This window comes from Streptococcus constellatus subsp. constellatus (assembly GCF_023167545.1).
In the GTDB taxonomy this organism is placed as follows: Bacteria; Bacillota; Bacilli; order Lactobacillales; family Streptococcaceae; genus Streptococcus; species Streptococcus constellatus.
Map to the genome: position 1 here is coordinate 813,612 of NZ_AP014647.1, position 18,561 is coordinate 832,172.

At 37.4% G+C, this 18,561-nt stretch carries 20 protein-coding genes and 1 riboswitch; of the genes, 15 read left to right on the forward strand and 5 right to left on the reverse strand.

What is annotated here, in order from left to right; translation table 11 throughout:
• The first annotated feature begins 48 nt into the window (after positions 1 to 48).
• The 7 genes from murA to SCSC_RS04060 all read left to right on the forward strand — a co-directional run bounded on the left by murA (position 49) and on the right by SCSC_RS04060 (position 6,298).
• A complete protein-coding gene (murA, locus tag SCSC_RS04030) occupies positions 49 to 1,308 on the forward strand; it encodes a UDP-N-acetylglucosamine 1-carboxyvinyltransferase (protein WP_003042302.1) in 1,260 nt (419 codons plus the stop codon).
• Between the two features lie 76 nt (positions 1,309 to 1,384).
• Positions 1,385 to 1,936, forward strand: a complete 552-nt coding sequence (locus SCSC_RS04035; RefSeq protein WP_003069207.1) for a GNAT family N-acetyltransferase — start codon at positions 1,385 to 1,387, stop codon at positions 1,934 to 1,936.
• Positions 1,929 to 3,206 (forward strand): CBS-HotDog domain-containing transcription factor SpxR, encoded by a 1,278-nt coding sequence (gene spxR / locus SCSC_RS04040; RefSeq protein ID WP_003069205.1) that lies wholly within the window; start codon positions 1,929 to 1,931, stop codon positions 3,204 to 3,206. Before SCSC_RS04035 ends, spxR begins: the two co-directional genes overlap by 8 nt.
• A gap of 24 nt (positions 3,207 to 3,230) precedes the next feature.
• Positions 3,231 to 4,088, forward strand: a complete 858-nt coding sequence (locus SCSC_RS04045; RefSeq protein ID WP_003034526.1) for a methionyl aminopeptidase — start codon at positions 3,231 to 3,233, stop codon at positions 4,086 to 4,088.
• A 51-nt stretch (positions 4,089 to 4,139) separates the two neighbouring features.
• On the forward strand, positions 4,140 to 5,042 hold the full coding sequence (locus tag SCSC_RS04050; protein ID WP_003034397.1) for a YihY/virulence factor BrkB family protein: 903 nt from the start codon (positions 4,140 to 4,142) through the stop codon (positions 5,040 to 5,042).
• Positions 5,043 to 5,129: 87 nt separating this feature from the next.
• On the forward strand, positions 5,130 to 5,591 hold the full coding sequence (locus SCSC_RS04055) for a MarR family winged helix-turn-helix transcriptional regulator (RefSeq protein WP_006269510.1): 462 nt from the start codon (positions 5,130 to 5,132) through the stop codon (positions 5,589 to 5,591).
• Positions 5,591 to 6,298, forward strand: coding sequence for a B3/B4 domain-containing protein (locus tag SCSC_RS04060; RefSeq protein ID WP_022524617.1), 708 nt, complete (start codon positions 5,591 to 5,593; stop codon positions 6,296 to 6,298). The genes SCSC_RS04055 and SCSC_RS04060 overlap by 1 nt, the downstream gene beginning before the upstream one ends.
• A 68-nt stretch (positions 6,299 to 6,366) precedes the next feature.
• Here the strand turns inward: SCSC_RS04060 and SCSC_RS04065 are convergent, their stop codons facing one another.
• Complete coding sequence (locus SCSC_RS04065) at positions 6,367 to 6,810, reverse strand: GtrA family protein (protein ID WP_003034433.1); 444 nt, start codon at positions 6,808 to 6,810, stop codon at positions 6,367 to 6,369.
• Positions 6,811 to 6,838: 28 nt separating this feature from the next.
• Positions 6,839 to 6,948: riboswitch (PreQ1 riboswitch) on the forward strand.
• Between SCSC_RS04065 and SCSC_RS04070 the strand changes: the two genes are divergently transcribed.
• Positions 6,946 to 7,455, forward strand: coding sequence for a QueT transporter family protein (locus tag SCSC_RS04070; RefSeq protein ID WP_006269477.1), 510 nt, complete (start codon positions 6,946 to 6,948; stop codon positions 7,453 to 7,455). (Overlaps the previous riboswitch by 3 nt.)
• Before the next feature lie 55 nt (positions 7,456 to 7,510).
• Here the strand turns inward: SCSC_RS04070 and SCSC_RS04075 are convergent, their stop codons facing one another.
• Positions 7,511 to 8,560 (reverse strand): PTS sugar transporter subunit IIC, encoded by a 1,050-nt coding sequence (locus tag SCSC_RS04075; protein ID WP_003029822.1) that lies wholly within the window; start codon positions 8,558 to 8,560, stop codon positions 7,511 to 7,513.
• 24 nt (positions 8,561 to 8,584) lie between these two features.
• A complete protein-coding gene (locus SCSC_RS04080; RefSeq protein WP_003069195.1) occupies positions 8,585 to 9,532 on the reverse strand; it encodes a 2-dehydropantoate 2-reductase in 948 nt (315 codons plus the stop codon).
• A gap of 316 nt (positions 9,533 to 9,848) precedes the next feature.
• Here SCSC_RS04080 and ligA point away from each other — a divergent pair, with 316 nt between their 5' ends.
• The 5 genes from ligA to kphA all read left to right on the forward strand — a co-directional run bounded on the left by ligA (position 9,849) and on the right by kphA (position 15,736).
• On the forward strand, positions 9,849 to 11,807 hold the full coding sequence (gene ligA / locus SCSC_RS04085) for an NAD-dependent DNA ligase LigA (protein ID WP_022524662.1): 1,959 nt from the start codon (positions 9,849 to 9,851) through the stop codon (positions 11,805 to 11,807).
• An 8-nt stretch (positions 11,808 to 11,815) separates the two neighbouring features.
• On the forward strand, positions 11,816 to 12,787 hold the full coding sequence (locus tag SCSC_RS04090) for a diacylglycerol kinase family lipid kinase (RefSeq protein ID WP_006269514.1): 972 nt from the start codon (positions 11,816 to 11,818) through the stop codon (positions 12,785 to 12,787).
• The gene (gene pulA / locus SCSC_RS04095; protein WP_006269531.1) at positions 12,788 to 15,088 is read left to right on the forward strand and encodes a type I pullulanase; all 2,301 of its coding nucleotides are present in this window, start codon (positions 12,788 to 12,790) and stop codon (positions 15,086 to 15,088) included. It begins immediately after the preceding gene.
• A gap of 116 nt (positions 15,089 to 15,204) precedes the next feature.
• Positions 15,205 to 15,477: a 30S ribosomal protein S16 gene (gene rpsP / locus SCSC_RS04100; RefSeq protein ID WP_006269499.1), complete on the forward strand. Its 273-nt coding sequence runs from the start codon at positions 15,205 to 15,207 to the stop codon at positions 15,475 to 15,477.
• A 19-nt stretch (positions 15,478 to 15,496) separates the two neighbouring features.
• A complete protein-coding gene (gene kphA, locus SCSC_RS04105; protein ID WP_003001620.1) occupies positions 15,497 to 15,736 on the forward strand; it encodes an RNA-binding protein KphA in 240 nt (79 codons plus the stop codon).
• A 59-nt stretch (positions 15,737 to 15,795) separates the two neighbouring features.
• On the opposite strand, the gene SCSC_RS04110 is transcribed toward kphA, so the two are convergent.
• Together SCSC_RS04110 and SCSC_RS04115 are read right to left on the reverse strand one after the other, a co-directional pair.
• Positions 15,796 to 16,305: a transcription repressor NadR gene (locus tag SCSC_RS04110; protein ID WP_006269552.1), complete on the reverse strand. Its 510-nt coding sequence runs from the start codon at positions 16,303 to 16,305 to the stop codon at positions 15,796 to 15,798.
• A 38-nt stretch (positions 16,306 to 16,343) separates the two neighbouring features.
• Positions 16,344 to 16,868, reverse strand: a complete 525-nt coding sequence (locus SCSC_RS04115; protein WP_003034468.1) for an ECF transporter S component — start codon at positions 16,866 to 16,868, stop codon at positions 16,344 to 16,346.
• Between the two features lie 140 nt (positions 16,869 to 17,008).
• On the opposite strand from SCSC_RS04115, the gene SCSC_RS04120 reads away from it, so the two are divergent.
• A complete protein-coding gene (locus tag SCSC_RS04120) occupies positions 17,009 to 17,872 on the forward strand; it encodes a GNAT family N-acetyltransferase (protein WP_006269519.1) in 864 nt (287 codons plus the stop codon).
• A gap of 55 nt (positions 17,873 to 17,927) precedes the next feature.
• The gene (locus SCSC_RS04125) at positions 17,928 to 18,560 is read left to right on the forward strand and encodes a copper homeostasis protein CutC (RefSeq protein ID WP_006269549.1); all 633 of its coding nucleotides are present in this window, start codon (positions 17,928 to 17,930) and stop codon (positions 18,558 to 18,560) included.
• Position 18,561: the final 1 nt, after the last annotated feature.

The following is an 18,561-nucleotide window of genomic DNA, read 5'->3' on the forward strand; positions in this document are numbered from 1 at the left end:
TAATAAAGTGCAGTATATTTGATTATAAATTCCTTGAAAGAGCTAAAAATGAAAAAAATTGTAATTAATGGTGGTCGCCCCTTAAAGGGAGAGGTGACCATTAGCGGTGCTAAAAATAGCGTGGTTGCTTTAATTCCAGCGATAATTTTATCTGATGAAATTGTAACATTGGATTGTGTGCCAGATATTTCCGATGTTGTGAGTTTGATTGACATCATGGAAGCTATGGGAGCAAGCGTTGAGCGTCAAGACGATACGCTGAAAATTGATCCTCGTGGGATAAAAAATATGCCTATGCCTTATGGTAAAATCAATAGCTTGCGTGCTTCTTATTACTTTTATGGTAGTTTGCTTGGACGCTATGGCGAAGCAACAGTTGGCTTGCCTGGTGGCTGTGATTTGGGGCCTCGACCGATTGATTTGCATATCAAAGCTTTTGAAGCTATGGGGGCTACTATGACCTATGAGGGAAATTCCATGAACCTTTCGACAGGTGGCGAGCGGCTTCATGGAGCTAGTATTTACATGGATACAGTAAGTGTCGGAGCGACTATTAATACCATGCTTGCAGCGGTAAAGGCAAAAGGGCGTACTGTTATTGAAAATGCGGCTCGTGAGCCTGAAATCATTGATGTAGCGACACTTTTAAATAATATGGGAGCCCACATCCGAGGGGCTGGTACTGACATTATTATCATTGAAGGTGTTGATAAGCTCCATGGAACTCGTCACCAAGTTATTCCGGATCGAATTGAAGCAGGAACTTATATCTCAATGGCAGCGGCAATTGGTGAAGGAGTGCAAATCAATAATGTCCTTTATGAACACTTAGAGAGCTTTATTGCGAAATTAGAAGAAATGGGAGTCCGCATGACTGTTTCTGAAGATAGCGTGTATGTCGAAAAGCAGCATAATTTGAAAGCAATCAACATTAAGACTGCTCCTTATCCAGGCTTTGCTACAGACTTGCAACAGCCTATTACGCCGCTTTTATTAACGGCTAAGGGACGTGGTTTGATTATTGATACGATTTATGAAAAGCGAGTAAATCATGTCGCTGAATTAGCAAAAATGACCGGTAAGATTTCAACAAGTGCCAATCATATTGCTTATGAAGGACCTAATCAATTGCAAGGGGCAGTCGTCAAAGCAACTGATTTGCGAGCAGGAGCAGCTCTTGTAATCGCAGGATTGCTAGCTCACGGAAAAACTGAGATTACAAATGTAGAATTTATTTTGCGTGGCTATTCAAATATTATTGAAAAGTTGACTAATTTAGGAGCAGATATTCAGCTGGTTGAAGAATAACTTTGAATAGTGTTGGCATGATGAAGTGGGATAGCTCAGTTGGTACGCCAGCTGAGCTTTATCTTCGAGGTAAGGTATGAATTTGTGGACAAAATTGGCAGAATTTGCCTTTATAGAAACAGAACATTTAGTATTGCGTCCCTTTTCCTTTATGGATAGTGAAGATTTTTATAAAATTGCCTCCAATCCTGAAAATCTACATTTCATTTTTCCTGCACAGGCTAATTTGCAAGAAAGTCAACATGTATTGGCTAATTATTTCATGAAATATCCTCTTGGAATTTGGGCGATCTGTGATAAAGATTCTGGGCAAATGATTGGTTCTGTTAAATTTGAAAAAATGGATGAAATCAGAGGCGAAGCAGAATTAGGTTATTTTCTTCACCAAGCTTATTGGGGACGCGGTTTGATGACTGAATGTGTCAAAAATATTATTTATCTTTCTTTTACACAATTTGGGTTTAAGAAGTTACGAATTGTCACTCATCTGGAAAATAAAGCTAGTCAACGAGTTGCTCAAAAGTCTGGTTTTCGGTTTGGTCGTCAATTTAGGGGAAGCGATCGTTATACACGTAAAATGCAGGATTATTTAGAGTTTTGCTATGAAAAAGGAGACTTTCATGAGTAAGCATCAAGAAATTATCACTTATTTAGAAGAATTACCAGTAGGAAAGCGTGTCAGTGTACGCAGTATCTCTAATTTTTTAGGAGTAAGTGAGGGAACTGCTTACCGTGCAATTAAAGAAGCAGAAAACCGTGGATTGGTTGAAACGCGTCCTCGTAGTGGCACGATTCGTGTAAAATCTCCTAGGGTGGAGCTAGAACATTTAACATATAAGGAAATTGCAGAAATTACAGGTTCTGAAGTCTTGGCTGGTCAGGATGGACTTGAAAAGGAATTCAGTAAATTCTCAATCGGAGCAATGACCGAAAAGAATCTCTTACGCTACTTAACGGAAGGAGGTCTCTTGATTATTGGAGACCGCACCCGTATTCAGTTATTAGCCTTGAAGCATGAAAATGCTGTGTTAGTGACAGGTGGTTTGGAAGTAAGCCGCGATGTTTTAAAATTAGCGAATCGCTTAAGCATTCCTGTTCTAAGATCACAACATGATACCTTTACAGTTGCGACAATCATCAATCGTGCATTGTCTAATATGCAGATTAAAACAGATATTTTAACAGTGGAGCAAGTGTATCGGGGGAGTCATGAATATGGATTCTTGAAAGATACTGATACCGTTCGTGGTTTTATGGATTTGGTCCGGAAAAATCGCAACAGTCGTTTTCCTGTCGTTAATCAGCACAATATGGTAGTTGGTGTGGTAACAATGCGTGATGCTAGCGATAAATCACCTCACACTATTTTGGATAAAGTGATGACGAAAAATATCTATGCCGTCACTTTAAATACTAGTATTGCCAATGTTAGTCAGCGTATGATTACAGAAGATTTTGAAATGGTGCCAGTTATTCGCAACGATCAAACTCTGCTTGGAGTCATCACGCGTCGTGATGTCATGGAAAAAATGAGTCGCGACCAAGTCTCCAGCCTGCCCACTTTCAGCGATCAAGTCTCTCAAAAACTGCGTCACATTAATGATGAATTTACTTTTGTTGTAGAACCCTTTATGTTAGAAAATAACGGTGTCTTATCTAATGGTATTTTGACAGAAATTTTAACGACAGCAACGCATCAGTATGTGACATCTGGCAAGAAAAATATTGTCATTGAGCAAATGACAATTTATTTCTTGCAAGCTGTTCAGATTGATGAAAGTTTGACACTTCGTCCAAGAATAGTTCGACAAACAAGGCATTCTGCCATTTTAGATTACGATATTTATTTAAAACTTCAATTGGTTGCAAAAGCGACCATTACAGTAAAGATAAACTAATACCTCAGATATTAAGGAGAAAGAATGATAACTTTAAAATCACAACGTGAAATTGATTTAATGGAAAAAAGCGGCGCATTTCTCGCCAGTATTCATATTGGTTTAAGGGATTTGATTAAGCCGGGCATTGACATGTGGGAAATTGAAGAATATGTCCGCAGACGTTGTAAGGAGGATAATGCTCTTCCGCTTCAGATTGGTGTGGAAGGCAGCATCATGGATTACCCTTATGCCACTTGCTGCTCATTGAATGATGAAGTGGCACATGCTTTTCCACGTCACAAAAAATTAGTTGAAGGTGACTTAATCAAAGTAGATATGGTCGTTGGCTTGGTTGATAAAGCTGAGTTAGATGTTTCTAAACTTGATTTCAATAATGTGGAACAAATGAAACACTATACGGAAAATTTCCGTGGAGGTGTGGCGGATTCTTGCTGGGCTTATGCAGTTGGTCAAGTGAGTGAAGAAGTACAACAATTGATGGAGGTTACAAAAGAATGCCTTTATCGTGGAATTGAAGCTGCTCAAGTTGGCAATCGGATTGGTGACATTGGTGCAGCGATTCAAGAATATGCGGAAAGTCATGGTTATGGTGTTGTTCGTGACTTAGTAGGACATGGTGTTGGACCAACTATGCACGAAGAGCCAATGGTGCCTCATTACGGACGTGCTGGACGTGGTTTACGTCTTCGTGAAGGAATGGTCTTGACAATTGAGCCGATGATTTCAACAGGCACTTGGGAGATTGACACAGATTTTGAGACGGGGTGGGCTCATAAAACGCTGGACGGTGGACTTTCTTGTCAATACGAACATCAATTTGTGATTACCAAAGATGGTCCTGTTATCTTGACCAGTCAAGGGGAAGAAGGAACGTATTAAAACTAGAAGTAGAATTAGGGGCTTTTTGCTCCTTCTTCTATAGGGGATGAGATGAAGAAGTTGGTTTCTAGGATCGGACATAATCCATTTTTACAAGCTTTTTTTAAATTTTATCAGGCATCTGAGATTGATTTGACCAGCATTGCAGTGGCTTATTATTTGTTGATTTCAATTTTTCCATTGCTGTTAATTGTTGTGAATATATTGCCTTATTTTCAAATTCCAATAGCAGAATTTTTAGAAGCGATAGAAGATGTTCTGCCAGAGTCACTTTATGAAGTGATTGCAAAGGTCATTCGTAATGTATTAACCCAACCGTCTTCTGGATTGTTGAGCTTCTCCATTCTTTCGGCTTTATGGGCTTTTTCACAATCAATGTCTTTCTTGCAAAAAGCTTTTAATAAAGCTTATGGTGTCGCCAAAGATAGAGGACTCATTTCGCACAGATTGTTTAGTATAGTGATGAGTTTAGGATTACAGTTGCTCTTTGCTCTTTCTCTTTTGCTGACAATGTTTGGGCGAATGTCTCTTCGTCTGCTCCATAGTTTTTGGGGATTTGATAACCAGCTTTATACTAGTCTACAAAAGATGACGCAGCCAACCATTTACACTTTACTTTTTCTTTCTTTATTGATGTTGTATTACTTTTTACCTAATGTCAAAATCAAGAAAATTCGCTATGTACTACCAGGAACGGTTTTTGTAGTTCTTACAATTGGTGTATTGCTAAATTTGTTTTCCGTTTATTTGGACACTTATGTAAATCACTTAATGGATGTTCGATTTTTCAGTTCCATTTTTGTTGTGGTAGTGATGATTTGGTTTACTCTCATTGCTCAAATACTTATTATTGGCGCGATTCTAAATGCAAGTTATCAAAGTTGTCACGAAAGTTCATTTGAAACAAGGCATAAACAATTGACCACACGACTCATTCAAAAAACAAAAAAATGAAAAAAGAAGATAAAACTTCTTTTTTTTAATATTATTTTATTGCATTTACAACAAAAATAGTTTATAATAATTGGCGAAGGAGGGAATATGACTATTTTGCGGGAAATTGGAATTATTGCTCGAGCGCTGGATTCGATTGCGAATATTGAATTTCGTGATATTGATTTGGCACGTGGACAGTATTTGTATTTAGTCCGAATTGCTGAAAATCCAGGGATTATTCAGGAAGAGTTATCTGAACTTTTAAAAGTAGATCGTTCAACGGTTGCCCGTTCTGTGAAGAAATTGGAGAAAAAAGGATTTTTAGAACAGAAGTTAGCACCTGATAACCGAAAAAACAAAGAATGGTTTGTTACAAAAAAAGGCGCGGCTCTCTATCCATTTATTTTAGCTGAAAATCAATATTCTGAGCAAACTTCATTGCAGGGTTTTTCGATAGCAGAAGCAAAGCAGTTGGAGGAAATGTTGATTCGAGTTCGCGAAAATATCACAGGTGATTGGGATTCAGTAAAAAAAGGACAAAAAAGAAATTACGAAAGAGGTAGATGATGAAAGTTACAGTTGAAAATGAATTTTGGGAGTTATTTCCTCAAGCACAAATTAGTATTATGGTAGCTAAAGGATTGGATAATAGTGTTGATGAAAGTAAGGACCTTTATTTTAAATCCCTGTTAGACAAGGGAAGCAAACGAGCAGAAGATTTTATTTCTGATGAACCATTTACGCAAAATGAGGTTATTCAGGAATGGCGGCAGGCTTTTACCAAATTTAAAACTAAAAAAGGAGCCCGTTCTTCCATTGAAGCACTTTTAAAAAGAGTGAGTCAAGGTCGTGAGTTCAATCCAATCAATCCATTGGTGGATATTTATAATAGTGTTTCACTTTCTTATGCTGTGCCTTGTGGTGGTGAAGATATTGACAAAATTGAGGGAGGACTACATTTAGCTAAAGCGCAAGGTGGAGAACCTTTCTTTCCGCTTGGAGCAGAGACGGATGCACCAGCTCTTCCAGAAGAAATCATCTACCATGATGATGAAGGAGCTGTTTGTCGTTGTCTCAACTGGCGCGAAGCTAAGCGAACTATGCTGACAGAAGAAACCAGAAATGCAGTGCTAGTTATTGAAGCTGTCAATGAAGAACAAGCAAAACGTGCACAAGCTGCTATGCAAGAATTGCAATATTTAGTAGAAGATTATTTTGGTGTAAAAGGAGAAATCACTCACTTGACAATGGAGCGTCCAAGTGTAGAAATTTAAGAATAAAAAAGAGCTTCAAAGCTCTTTGGGATTAAAAACAAGCCACCATTTTGAGCAGATTTGTTTTTTTATTTTTTTGATTTATTTTTAAATACGAAAATTTTGCTAAAAACATAATTGAGCACAATAATAATAATTTGAGCAAGCAAAGTTTCAATAGTGTTGACCGTTTTAATGTCATTGTGGACAAATTGACCAATAATAGCAGGAAAAGTAGTAACGAAAACGAGTGTGAGTCCCATATCCAATAAAAAGGTAGAGAGTCGCGCAACAACAAACTTGATAAAACGAGAGAACCAACCCTTTCTTTCTTGTTTAAAAACAATCGTATCGTTTGTTACAAAAGCAAAGAGGATACCAGCGATATTTCCTAAGGCGGTCGCCAATAGTTCGTTGTTACTCAATGCATAATAGAGTATGCGTGTGATGATAGCAACAATCGTGGTAGCCAATCCAAAAAACAGGTAAGATAAAATTTCATTGTCAAAGAAAGATTTTATACATTTTTTCATACGTTCAGTCTATCATAATTTCTAAAATTGTGCTATACTTGAAAAGCTGTATTAATGTTCTCAATGCAGCCCTTGGCGCTTAGTTTCCTTTCGCCAAGCATATTATACGCGGTTATAGCCGCCAAAGGAGAAAACATGGAAAAATTTACTATTCGCGATATGGCTCAGATTGCTCTCGTTGCTGCGATTTATGTCGCTCTAACAATGACACCGCCCCTGAATGCTATTAGCTATGGTGCCTACCAATTTCGGATTTCTGAGATGATGAACTTTATGGCTTTTTATAAACCCAAGTACATCATTGGGGTCACACTGGGCTGTATGATTGCTAATTTGTTTAGTTTTGGAATCGTTGATGTCTTTGTTGGTGGCGGATCAACCTTGGTCTTTTTGAGCTTGGGTGTGTATTTCTTTAGAAAATACATGAACGAATATTTGTTTAACGGATTGATCAATAAAGCTTTCTTTTATTTTGCGATTTTCTTTTCATTTTCAATGATTACAATTGCTGCAGAGTTATATTTTGTTGCGAAAGCCCCGTTTCTTTTTACATGGTTTACAACGGCAATTGGAGAGTTTGTTTCACTCATTATTGGTGGAATTTTAATGGACAAGCTAAATAAGCGGATTGACTTGGGGAAATAAATGCTTTGAATAGCAGACTAATAAAAAATCTGTCGAAGATTCGACAGATTTTTTATTAGTCTTGGAATTTAAATACAACAGAAGAGTCATATAGTTTCAAGATTTTTTCAAAAACAATTTTACTTGCAAGGGCTGCAAGAATTGGAACAATGAGCCATACAACGACTGCTAAAGCTATATTTAATCCTGCATCAATAGAGGCTAATGGTCCAACCAAACCTACGAGGCCAAAACCTGCTGACTGAGCTGTTCCACTGACTGAGAAAAGAGCTACCGGGATAGCGGATATAACGGCTGTTGTCAAACACGGAACTAAAATAATTGGATATTTAAAGACATTCGGCATCATCAATTTCATAGCTCCCAAAGCAATAGCTAAAGTCACCCCTGAATTATTCACTTTCCAAGAGTGAACAACTAAAGCAACGGCTGTAGCTGCCACGCCCATTGCTGAAGCTCCGGCTGAAATTCCATTTAATTGAATGGCTAAACCAATGGCAACGGTTGAGATTGGAGAAATGATAATAAAGGCAAATGAACAACAAATTAAAATAGACATCAATAGCGGTTGTAAGTGTGTAAATTCATTGATAACCACTCCAATGCCAGTTGTAATTTGTTTAACAAATGGCAAGAGCAGTAAGCCAATCAAGGCTGCACCTACCCCGACGACAATTGGCATAGCTACCACAGCTGTTGAACCAAATCGATCTTTGATTAACATAAGCATGCCAACTGCGATAGCTGCTGTTAACATGGTGTTAATTAGGTCTCCTGTGCCAGCTCCGACATATTTTCCAAGTTCAGTATTGAAAGTGACGACACCTGAAGCTACAAAAGCAGCTCCTGCAGTGACCATCATCTGCATGGGTTTAAATCCAAATTGCAAAGCGATTAACCCACCGATAATCAATGGTGTAGCTAATTGGAAGATAACAGCGATATGAATAATGGTCTGTGCAATTGGCACGGTGCTGAAATATTTTAAAATAGCTGATAAAACAGCGTTTGGAATTAAACCAATAATAACTCCTAATGCCGTTCCCGACAATACTTTATTGACAAAAATTTTTGCCGTCATCTTTTCTTGTGCTTGTGTTTCCATCTAATTTCCCTTTCTGTTTCCAAACTATTTAGCGCCTAATATTTGTTCTTTGCAGTGAACCAATTCTGTCAAGAAGGAGCAATATGGAGTTTGTATACCATACTTTTGACCTTTTCGTACGACAGCTCCGTTGATATAATCAATTTCTGTCAGACGATTATGCTCGTTCAAATCTTGATACATTGATGGGTGATGTAATCCGATTGTATCTCGATTGTAGCAATTTTTTTCGATGTAATCTACAGTTTCCTCAACATTCAAATCGACATTTTCATATTTTGCAACCGCCGCAAATTCGCTGACAATGCGCTCAACAATTGTATGGGCGGGAGTGGTGTCACCGAAATCTGCCATATTAGAAAGTAAAATAGTGCATAAACCATTCATTGTCCCGTTTACACAGGCTTTTTTATAAATGGCGTGCAAGATATTTTCAGAATACTGTGCGTTCAATCCAGCAGAATTTAAGATTTCTACAATGTGATCAGCTGCTTGTTTCGCTTTTGAATCTGAAACGAGATTCTTCAGTGCAACAGTTCCGTTTCCGAATAACTTCACTCGACCTGGTCCTTCCATACCTGCTGTCCACATAGTATTTCCGATCATGATATGCTCTTTTGGAACATATTTTTCAATGATTTCTTCATGTCCAATTCCATTCAATAAACAAAGAACATTTGTGTGCTCTTTTATCAATGGCTGAATGTCTGTTAGCATTGCTTCTAACTGCATTGCTTTAGTAAATAGAATGATTAAATCACTGGACAAAGTTGGTTCTACTTCGTTTTGAAGATAAATTGGCAATTTCGCAACAAGCTCCTCGCCATTAAAATTAGCCTGCAAGCCATTTTTTTGGATAGCTTTTACATGGTCTGCCCAACCATCTACTAAAATGACCTTATGACCCGCTTGATGCAACATGAGACCAAACCGGCTACCCATTGCACCTGCACCTGCAATTGTAATATTCACAATAAGATTCCTCCTCTATATTGTTTGGATTATTTCTTTATTAAAAGAAAATGACCTATATATATTTTACTTCTTTTATCTTTTTTTATCAATTAAATTTTGAATTTATAATTTTTGAAGTTGTAGGCTGGCTCTAGCTTTTTAACCAAAAAATTCATTAAATTATTTGTAAAAATACAGCAGATTTTAGCTAGTAAATACTTATAATATTTAGACATCATTGTTTTTACGCTGTTTTATTTGATATGTCTAAATTTTTTATGATATTAACAGTAATAATCCTGTAGAATCGTATGTTTTATGATAAAATAGAAATATGAAAGACAGAATGTTAGAACTGGTGAATCTACTAAATCAATATGCGCATGAATATTATACAACTGATAATCCAAGCGTATCGGATAGTGAATATGATAGGTTATATCATGAATTGTTAGATTTAGAACAGCAATACCCAGAGCTCGTTCAGGCTGATAGCCCAACTCATCGTGTGGGTGGTAAGGTTTTAGAAGGGTTTGAAAAATACCAACATCAGTATCCGCTATATAGTTTGCAGGATGCTTTTTCACGTGAAGAGTTAGAGGCATTTGATGTACGGATTCGCAAAGATTTTCCAAAGGTGAGTTATCTGTGTGAGTTAAAAATTGATGGTCTCTCTATTTCTCTTATGTATGAAAATGGTATTTTGGTTGCAGGAGCCACTCGGGGAGATGGCTCCGTCGGAGAAAATATCACAGAAAATTTAAAAAGGGTGAAAGATATTCCGCTAACTTTGCCAACTGCTGTAAATTTGACAGTTCGTGGTGAATGTTACATGCCACGTAGTTCTTTTGACGCAGTGAATCAACTGCGTCAAGAAAATGGAGAGCCAGAATTTGCAAATCCGAGAAATGCAGCGGCAGGAACGCTGCGTCAGTTGGATACTGCAATTGTTGCCAAGCGAAATCTAGCAACTTTTCTTTATCAAGAAGCCAGTCCAACAGATGTGTCAACTCAAGAAGCTGTTTTAAATAAGTTATCTAAAAATGGATTTAGCGTAAATGAACGGCATATTTTGGCATATTCGATGGATGAAGTATGGCGATTTATAGAGCAAATCAATCACGAACGTGCGCAATTGCCTTATGATATTGACGGTGTTGTCATCAAGGTAAATGATTTATCTGTTCAAGAAGAGCTCGGTTTTACCGTAAAAGCTCCTAAATGGGCGATTGCTTATAAATTTCCGGCGGAAGAAAAAGAAGCACAGCTTTTATCGGTTGATTGGACGGTTGGGCGAACTGGAGTGGTTACACCGACCGCTAATCTTACACCTGTGAAATTAGCAGGGACAACCGTCAGTCGAGCAACTCTGCACAATGTCGATTACATTGCTGAAAAAGATATTCGTAAAGACGATACAGTTATCGTTTATAAGGCGGGTGATATCATTCCAGCTGTTTTGCGAGTGGTTGAAAACAGGCGCCAATCAGAAGAGCAACTAGAGATTCCAACGAACTGTCCAAGTTGCAACAGCGAGCTGATTCACTTTGAAGATGAGGTGGCTTTGCGCTGTATCAATCCGCGCTGTCCTGCACAAATTAAGGAGGGGTTGATTCATTTCGCGAGCCGTGATGCCATGAATATCACAGGGCTTGGACCAGCAGTGGTGGAGAAATTATTTGCTCAGGAATTGGTGAAAGATGTGGCTGGCATTTACCACTTGACTGTCGAAGATTTGTTGCAATTGGAGAATATTAAGGAAAAATCAGCTAACAAGTTGTACTCTGCTATTCAAGCTTCTAAAGAAAATTCAGCAGAGAAATTACTATTTGGGCTGGGCATTCGCCATGTTGGAAGCAAAGCGAGTCAGATTTTGTTAGAGCATTTTCATGATTTGGAACAATTAGCAAAAGCAGAAAGAGAAGAAATTGTTGCACTGGATAGTCTAGGAATGGTGATTGCTGAAAGTTTGACTAGTTATTTTGCTCAGGAAGGATCGCAGATTCTACTGAGAGAATTGAAAGAAGCAGGGCTTAATCTAGCTTACTTAGGTGAAAAAGTTGCAGCAAACGCAGTTCTTTCTGGATTGACCGTTGTCTTAACAGGAAAATTAGAACGATTGAATCGTTCAGAAGCAAAAGTAAAATTAGAAAGTTTAGGTGCAAAGGTGACGAGCTCTGTTTCTAAAAAAACGAGTTTAGTCGTTGCTGGAGCAGATGCAGGAAGTAAATTAATAAAAGCTCAAGAGTTAGGCATTGACATTCGTGATGAATCTTGGCTTGAGAGCTTGTAGAGGTTTGTATGGAAACAGCTAGAAAAAGAGCACGATTGATTTATAATCCGACCTCTGGTCAGGAAATTATTAAAAAAAATATCGCAGAAGTTTTAGACGTTTTAGAAGATGTGGGTTATGAAACAAGTGCTTATCAGACAACACCCGCTCCTTTATCAGCTCAAAATGAAGCAGAGAGAGCGGCTAAAGCAGGATTTGATTTAATTGTGGCAGCTGGTGGCGATGGAACAATTAACGAAGTGGTTAATGGCGTGGCACCGTTGGAAAACCGTCCTAAGTTGGCGTTTATTCCTACTGGTACAACCAATGATTATGCGCGTGCTCTCAAAATTCCAATGGGAGATCCAGTAGCAGCTGCTCGGATTATTGAAAAAGATCAAACCATAAAAATGGATATTGGTCAGGCTTATGGGAAAAAATATTTCATCAATATCGCTGCGGCAGGGACTTTGACAGAATTAACATATAGTGTTCCAAGTGAAGTAAAATCGCGCCTTGGTTATCTTGCTTATGTAGCCAAGGGAGCGGAAATGCTGCCAAAATCTAAATTACGTAAAGTACATATTGAGCACGACCACGGTGTATTTGAAGGCAAGGTCTCTTTAATCTTTGTTGCCTTAACCAATTCAATCGGTGGTTTTGAAAAATTAGCGCCAGATACGGTGTTAGATGATGGAAATTTCACCTTGATTTTAGTGAAAACTGCTCGCTTATTTGATATGCTGGGCTTAATGATTCAAGCCATCAATGGCGGACAGCATGTGACTGATGCGAATGTAGAATATTTAAAAACAAGTAAATTAAAATTAGAAGTTTTAGATAAAAAAGCACCATTTATGTTGAATTTGGATGGTGAATATGGTGGAGACACTCCTGTTGAGTTAGAAGTTCTTCATAACCATTTAGAATTTTTTGCAAATATTGATGAGATTAGCGATAGCGCTTTGTCATTAGAAAATAAAAATAATCAGGAGAATTAGATGTTAGACTATCGTGTCTTAATTCATTACCACAATCAGTTAGACAATTATGCTGCTTACAATATGTGGAAGTGGCAAATGAATCAATGGGGAGAGGAGGCTTCTTTTTTTCAGAGAGATGACTTTGGCATTCAAGGGAATTTATCGTATAAGAGTAATCAGGCTTTGGGATATGTACATGTCATTGTAAAAACAATCGATTGGTCTCACCAGTCGGTTGATTATTCCATTCAGTTATTACCTCCTCATCTGGTGACGGAAATTTGGATTATTGAAGGAGACAGTCAAGTTTATTATTCCCGACAAGCTGCTATGACTAGTCCGTATTATGCAAAGCAAGATCCTCATGCTTTTGATATGGCATTAGATAGCAAACGTTTTGATCAGCATTGGGGCTATCAAGGTTGGCTAGGTTGTCGGTATGATGGTAAAAAAGCTGAATTTAAACTTTGGGCACCAACTGCAAAAAAAGTTCAATTAGTGGTGTATAAGAATGGTAGTAACCACTCGAAAATCTGGAAAGTTTATGACTTACAAAGAGGGAAAATTTTTTCAAAAGATCATTCTGAAAATACAATCGGAATTTGGTCTCGAGTGATTTCAGATGATCTAGCAGATAGAGCTTATCAGTATCAATTAGAGTTTGAACATCACAAAACATTGACGCGTGACCCATACGCCGAAGCAACAACTGAAGACGGGAAACGCTCTGTCATTTTGTCACCTACAGAGCGAAATCCAAAACATTTTCAAGTGAAACAAGGCCAACAAGCGACTTGGCGTTTGGATAATCCTTGTCAGGCAGTTATTTATGAAATGCATGTGCGAGATTTGACAAAGTCTAGTAGTTCTGGTGTATCTAAAAAATACCGAGGTACCTTTTTAGGTGCTTGTCAAAAAGGAACTAAAAATCGATCTGGTCAAGCGACGGGATTTGATTATATCCAATCTTTAGGTATCAATGTTGTACAATTGCAGCCAATCTCTGATCGACACAAAGAGTATGATTGGCATGGAAATGTGACCTACAATTGGGGGTATGATCCACAAAATTACAATGCTCCAGAAACGAGTTTTTCAACAAATCCAACAAAGCCATCTCAAGGCATGCGGGACTTAAAAACAATGATTCAAGCCTATCACGATGCAGACATTTCCGTGGTAATAGACGTTGTCTACAACCATATTTATTCTACCTATGATTCTCCTTTTCAAGCCACAATGCCCGATTATTATTATCGAATGAATCCAGATGGCTCTTTCCAAAACGGAACAGGTGTAGGGAGCGAGACAGCTAGTGAGCACGAGATGTTTCGGAAATATATGATTGATTCGCTCCTTTATTGGGTAAAAGAGTATAATATTGACGGTTTTCGTTTTGATTTGATGGGAATTCATGACATTGAAACCATGCGTCAGATTCGAGAAGCGTTAGATGAGATTGATCCGAGAATCCTGACTTATGGAGAAGGATGGGACATGGGAACAGGATTGCTTCCTCTTGATAAAGCTAAGAAAGATAATGCTTTTGAATTATCAAATATCGGATTTTTCAATGATACTGAACGTGATGCGATTAAAGGAGCAGAGGTCTACGGTGGCTTAAAAGCTGGTTTTGTCAGTGGAGAGGCAACAGAGGCTATTATTGCGAAAGCAATATTAGGAAGCAATGAGTTAGGGACTTATCTGACGCCAAACCAAGTTGTGAACTATGTAGAAGCGCATGATAATTATAATTTGCATGACTTGTTAGTGGAACTACACCCAGATGATGATGACTTGACTCGTACTAAACGGATTGAATTAGCGACTGCGATGAATCTGCTGTTGCAAGGTATGAGTTTTATGGAACTAGGACAGGAATTTTCACGTAGCAAGCTAATAGCAACTGGAGAAAATGGTCAAACTATTCAGGAAGATCATGAGCGTGCTATGAATAGTTATAACGCTCCTGACACTGTCAATCAGGTGGATTGGGATTTGATAGCTGATCACCAAGAAAGTATTGACTACATCAAAAAGATTATCCATTTAAAAACTATGACAAAAGAATTTTCTTATCAACATTACGAAGACATTTACCAGCACGTCTTTGTGCACTCAGCTCATTCAGGAAGTGGGATTGTTATTTTTGAGGTAAAAGATGAGAAATATTATCTCGTTATTTTCAATGCAAGTGGTCAAAGTTACAACATTGAAGATATTGGCAATTTGAGACTTGTAGCTGGAAATAGTCGTCAAGTTAGTGATTCTTTTGTTGAAGATTTGACAGCGACAGTCTTTGAAGTTGTAGAGTGGTAAATTTAAAGATGTCAAGTTTTTTTCTTGACACCTATTCTTACTTGTGATATGATAGAGTACGTTGGTAATAGCTTTGCTATACCTAAAAATAAAAAGAGAAAAGAGATATTTTAAAAATGGCAGTAAAAATCCGTTTGACTCGTATGGGTTCTAAGAAAAAACCTTTCTACCGTATCAACGTTGCAGACTCACGTTCACCACGTGATGGACGTTTCATTGAAACAATCGGAACTTATAATCCACTTGTTGCTGAAAACCAAGTGACCTTGAAAGAAGATCGTGTTCTTGACTGGTTGTCGAAAGGTGCTCAACCTTCTGATACAGTTCGCAACATCCTTTCAAAAGAAGGCGTATTGAAGAAATTCCACGATTCAAAATACTCTAAATAATAGAAGTGCAGGTTGATATATGGACACGATTGAAAATCTCATTATTGCGATAGTGAAACCTTTGATTTCACAGCCAGATGCCTTAACTATCAAGATTGAAGATACACCTGAGTTTTTAGAGTATCATCTTGATCTTGATCCAAGTGATGTTGGACGTGTAATCGGTCGTAAAGGTCGCACAATTTCTGCGATAAGAACGATTGTTTACTCTGTTCCAACCGAAGATAAAAAAGTTAGAATTGTTATTGATGAAAAATAAAATAGAGCCACTCGGGCTCTATTTTTGGAAATCTATACTTAAAATGACTTGTGTATGTTTTACATTAGAAAACCTAAGTTTTCTAATGCTTTTTCGATATAATCTAAATCTTGCTGCGAATCGGCTTCAACCAAATGATAATGAATGCCATCTGTCAATTCAGATAAACCTCGAAAATTACTTTCATGAATTTGTTGGATAAAATGTTGGACATCTCTGCGACAAGTTAATTTCAGATACGTTTGGATTTCCCCATAAACGGGATGCTCCACCATAATATTTTGGACTCGTCCGCCATTGTCTACGATTGCTAACAATTCTGTTTCGATATCTTCAATTGTGTGCTTGACTTTAAAAAGCTGGTGGTAATATTTAACAGTATCGTTCATTTTGTAAATATAACCCCGATTTGTGCTAATAATAGGAGCACCATCAGCTCGAAGAACGGCAATATCTTGAACAATAATTTGGCGCGTAACATTGAATTTTTCTGCTAGAATTTGACCATTTAAAGGAGTTTCCGCATTTTTTAAAAGTTGTAATAAATCAGTTCTTCTTTTTTTTATCATAAATTCATTGTAGAATAAATCCGTTAAATATTCAAGGTTTAACGGATTTTTTGTAGAGTCTTATAAATAAATTGTGCAATGATAAAGTCAACGATGCTATGAATAATTGTTCCAACACCTACGAGAATGAAGAGAAGGTAAAACATATTTTCTGGAAAAGAAGTAGAGGCGTAAAAGATGAGACAAGCAAGAACTTCAGCAATCGCGTGAACGAAAGCAAGAATAATATTTAGTATCCAAGTTTGAATTGGTTTATCTAAAGTTTTAGGATATTTTCTAAGGTAAAGAGCACCTAACAATCCGAAGAAGAGATGAGATAAGGCACGAAGAACAATAACAATAGGATAACCAGCTGCTAAGAATCCAAAGGTGGAACCTAGAATAACGACTAAAGTCATCAAAGGAGAGATAAACATGGCTAAAAAGATAGGGACATGGCTTGCTAACGTATAAGAAGCGGGTGGAATAATAATTTTTACAGGCATAATCATAGGAATGACAATAGCTAGCGCTGTCAAAAGAGCTGTGAGAGTTATAAATTGGTTTTTTGTTTTTGGTTTCATAATCCCCTCCATTTACTGTATACACATAAGTATATTTTACTGTTTTTACAGATAATGTCAAGAGAAATTTCGATAAAGTAAACAAAATTCTTAAATAGTAGGTACTATGTTTGTTAGAATATTAATAAGAGGAGAAAACTATGATAGATATGTTGGAACAGCCAGAGTATATTGCTATTCATTCTTCCTTACGTTTGCGAAAGTATGATGGACAAGCTCATCTAGCTTTTTCTTGGTATCAGAATCCTGATGTAATCCGTTTGATTGATGGTAGTAGAGAGCCTTATACACTTCAGCGAATCAAGAAAATGTATGACTATCTTACTCAGCATGGAGAAGTGTATTTTATTGAGATTCTGATAAATGAAAATTGGATGCCAATTGGTGATGTAAGTTTTTGGCAAGAGGATATGCCTATTGTTATTGGTAACTCAGATTATCGTGGTCATGGAATCGGGAAGACCGTTGTTCAAGCATTAATTGAACGTGGACGTCAGCTGGGCTATGAACGTTTGTATGTTCGAGAAATTTATGATTACAATACTGCTTCTAAAAAGATGTTTGAATCGGTAGGATTTTATCCCATAGAAAAGACTAAAAAAGGACATCGCTATGCTTTGGATTTACTGCTTCCTTTATCAGCTATTCAACCAAGTCAATTTTATCTTTCAGAAGAGAAACTAAAGCAGGTTCAGACATGGTTTGATACAAAGAACATAAGTAGTTTAAAACCCTTGCCAATTAAGCGCTTCCAAGACAAAATCTTTTTTACTGATGGACACAGTAGAGCATTTATAGCTTATCAAGCTGGTTTTGAAGAGATTCCAGTTTATGCAGAAAAAGACGATTTGAATTGGGAGTTCTATTCCTATTGTCTTCAAGTTTGTGACAAAATAGGTATTGCTACAATAAAAGATTTAGAAAATCGGATTTTGTCTGTGTCGGATTACAAGAAAAATTGGTTAGATTGGTGTCAACGAGTCGCAAAGAAGTTTGAGGAATAAATAAAGATTGTGTTATAATGGTCAAGAAAACTGTTTCATATAGAAGAGGTCAAAAATGATTTATGAATTTTGTGCAGAAAACGTGACTGATTTGGAAAAAGCCATGCAAACAGGTGCTCGGAGGGTTGAGCTTTGTGATAATCTGGCGGTGGGTGGAACGACGCCTAGCTATGGTGTCATAAAAGCAGCTGTAGAGTTAGTGAGTCCTTATCATACAACTGTTATAACGATGATTCGTCCACGTGGAGGAGATTTTGTATACAATGATTTAGAAATGAAAATCATGTTAGAGGATATTCAAATGGCTCGCAAAGCTGGTACACATGGTGTAGTGTTTGGTGCATTGACAGTTGCTAATGAAATTGATTATCTAAAAATGGAAAAGTTGGTAGAAGCTGCTCAAGGATTAGAAATCGTCTTTCACATGGCTTTTGATGCTATTCCAAAGGAACAGCAGTTCAGTACAATAGATTGGTTAATCGAACATGGTGTGAGTAGAATCTTAACTCATGGAGGAGTAGCTACAGAGCCGATTCAAAATCATTTTCTCTGGTTAAATACTTTGATAAAGCATGCAGCTGGTCGAATTGAAATTTTACCAGGAGGTGGTATTACGGTTAATAATCGTGATGAAATTATCGCAAATCTTGGCGTGAACCAACTTCATGGCACCAAAATTGTATTTTAGA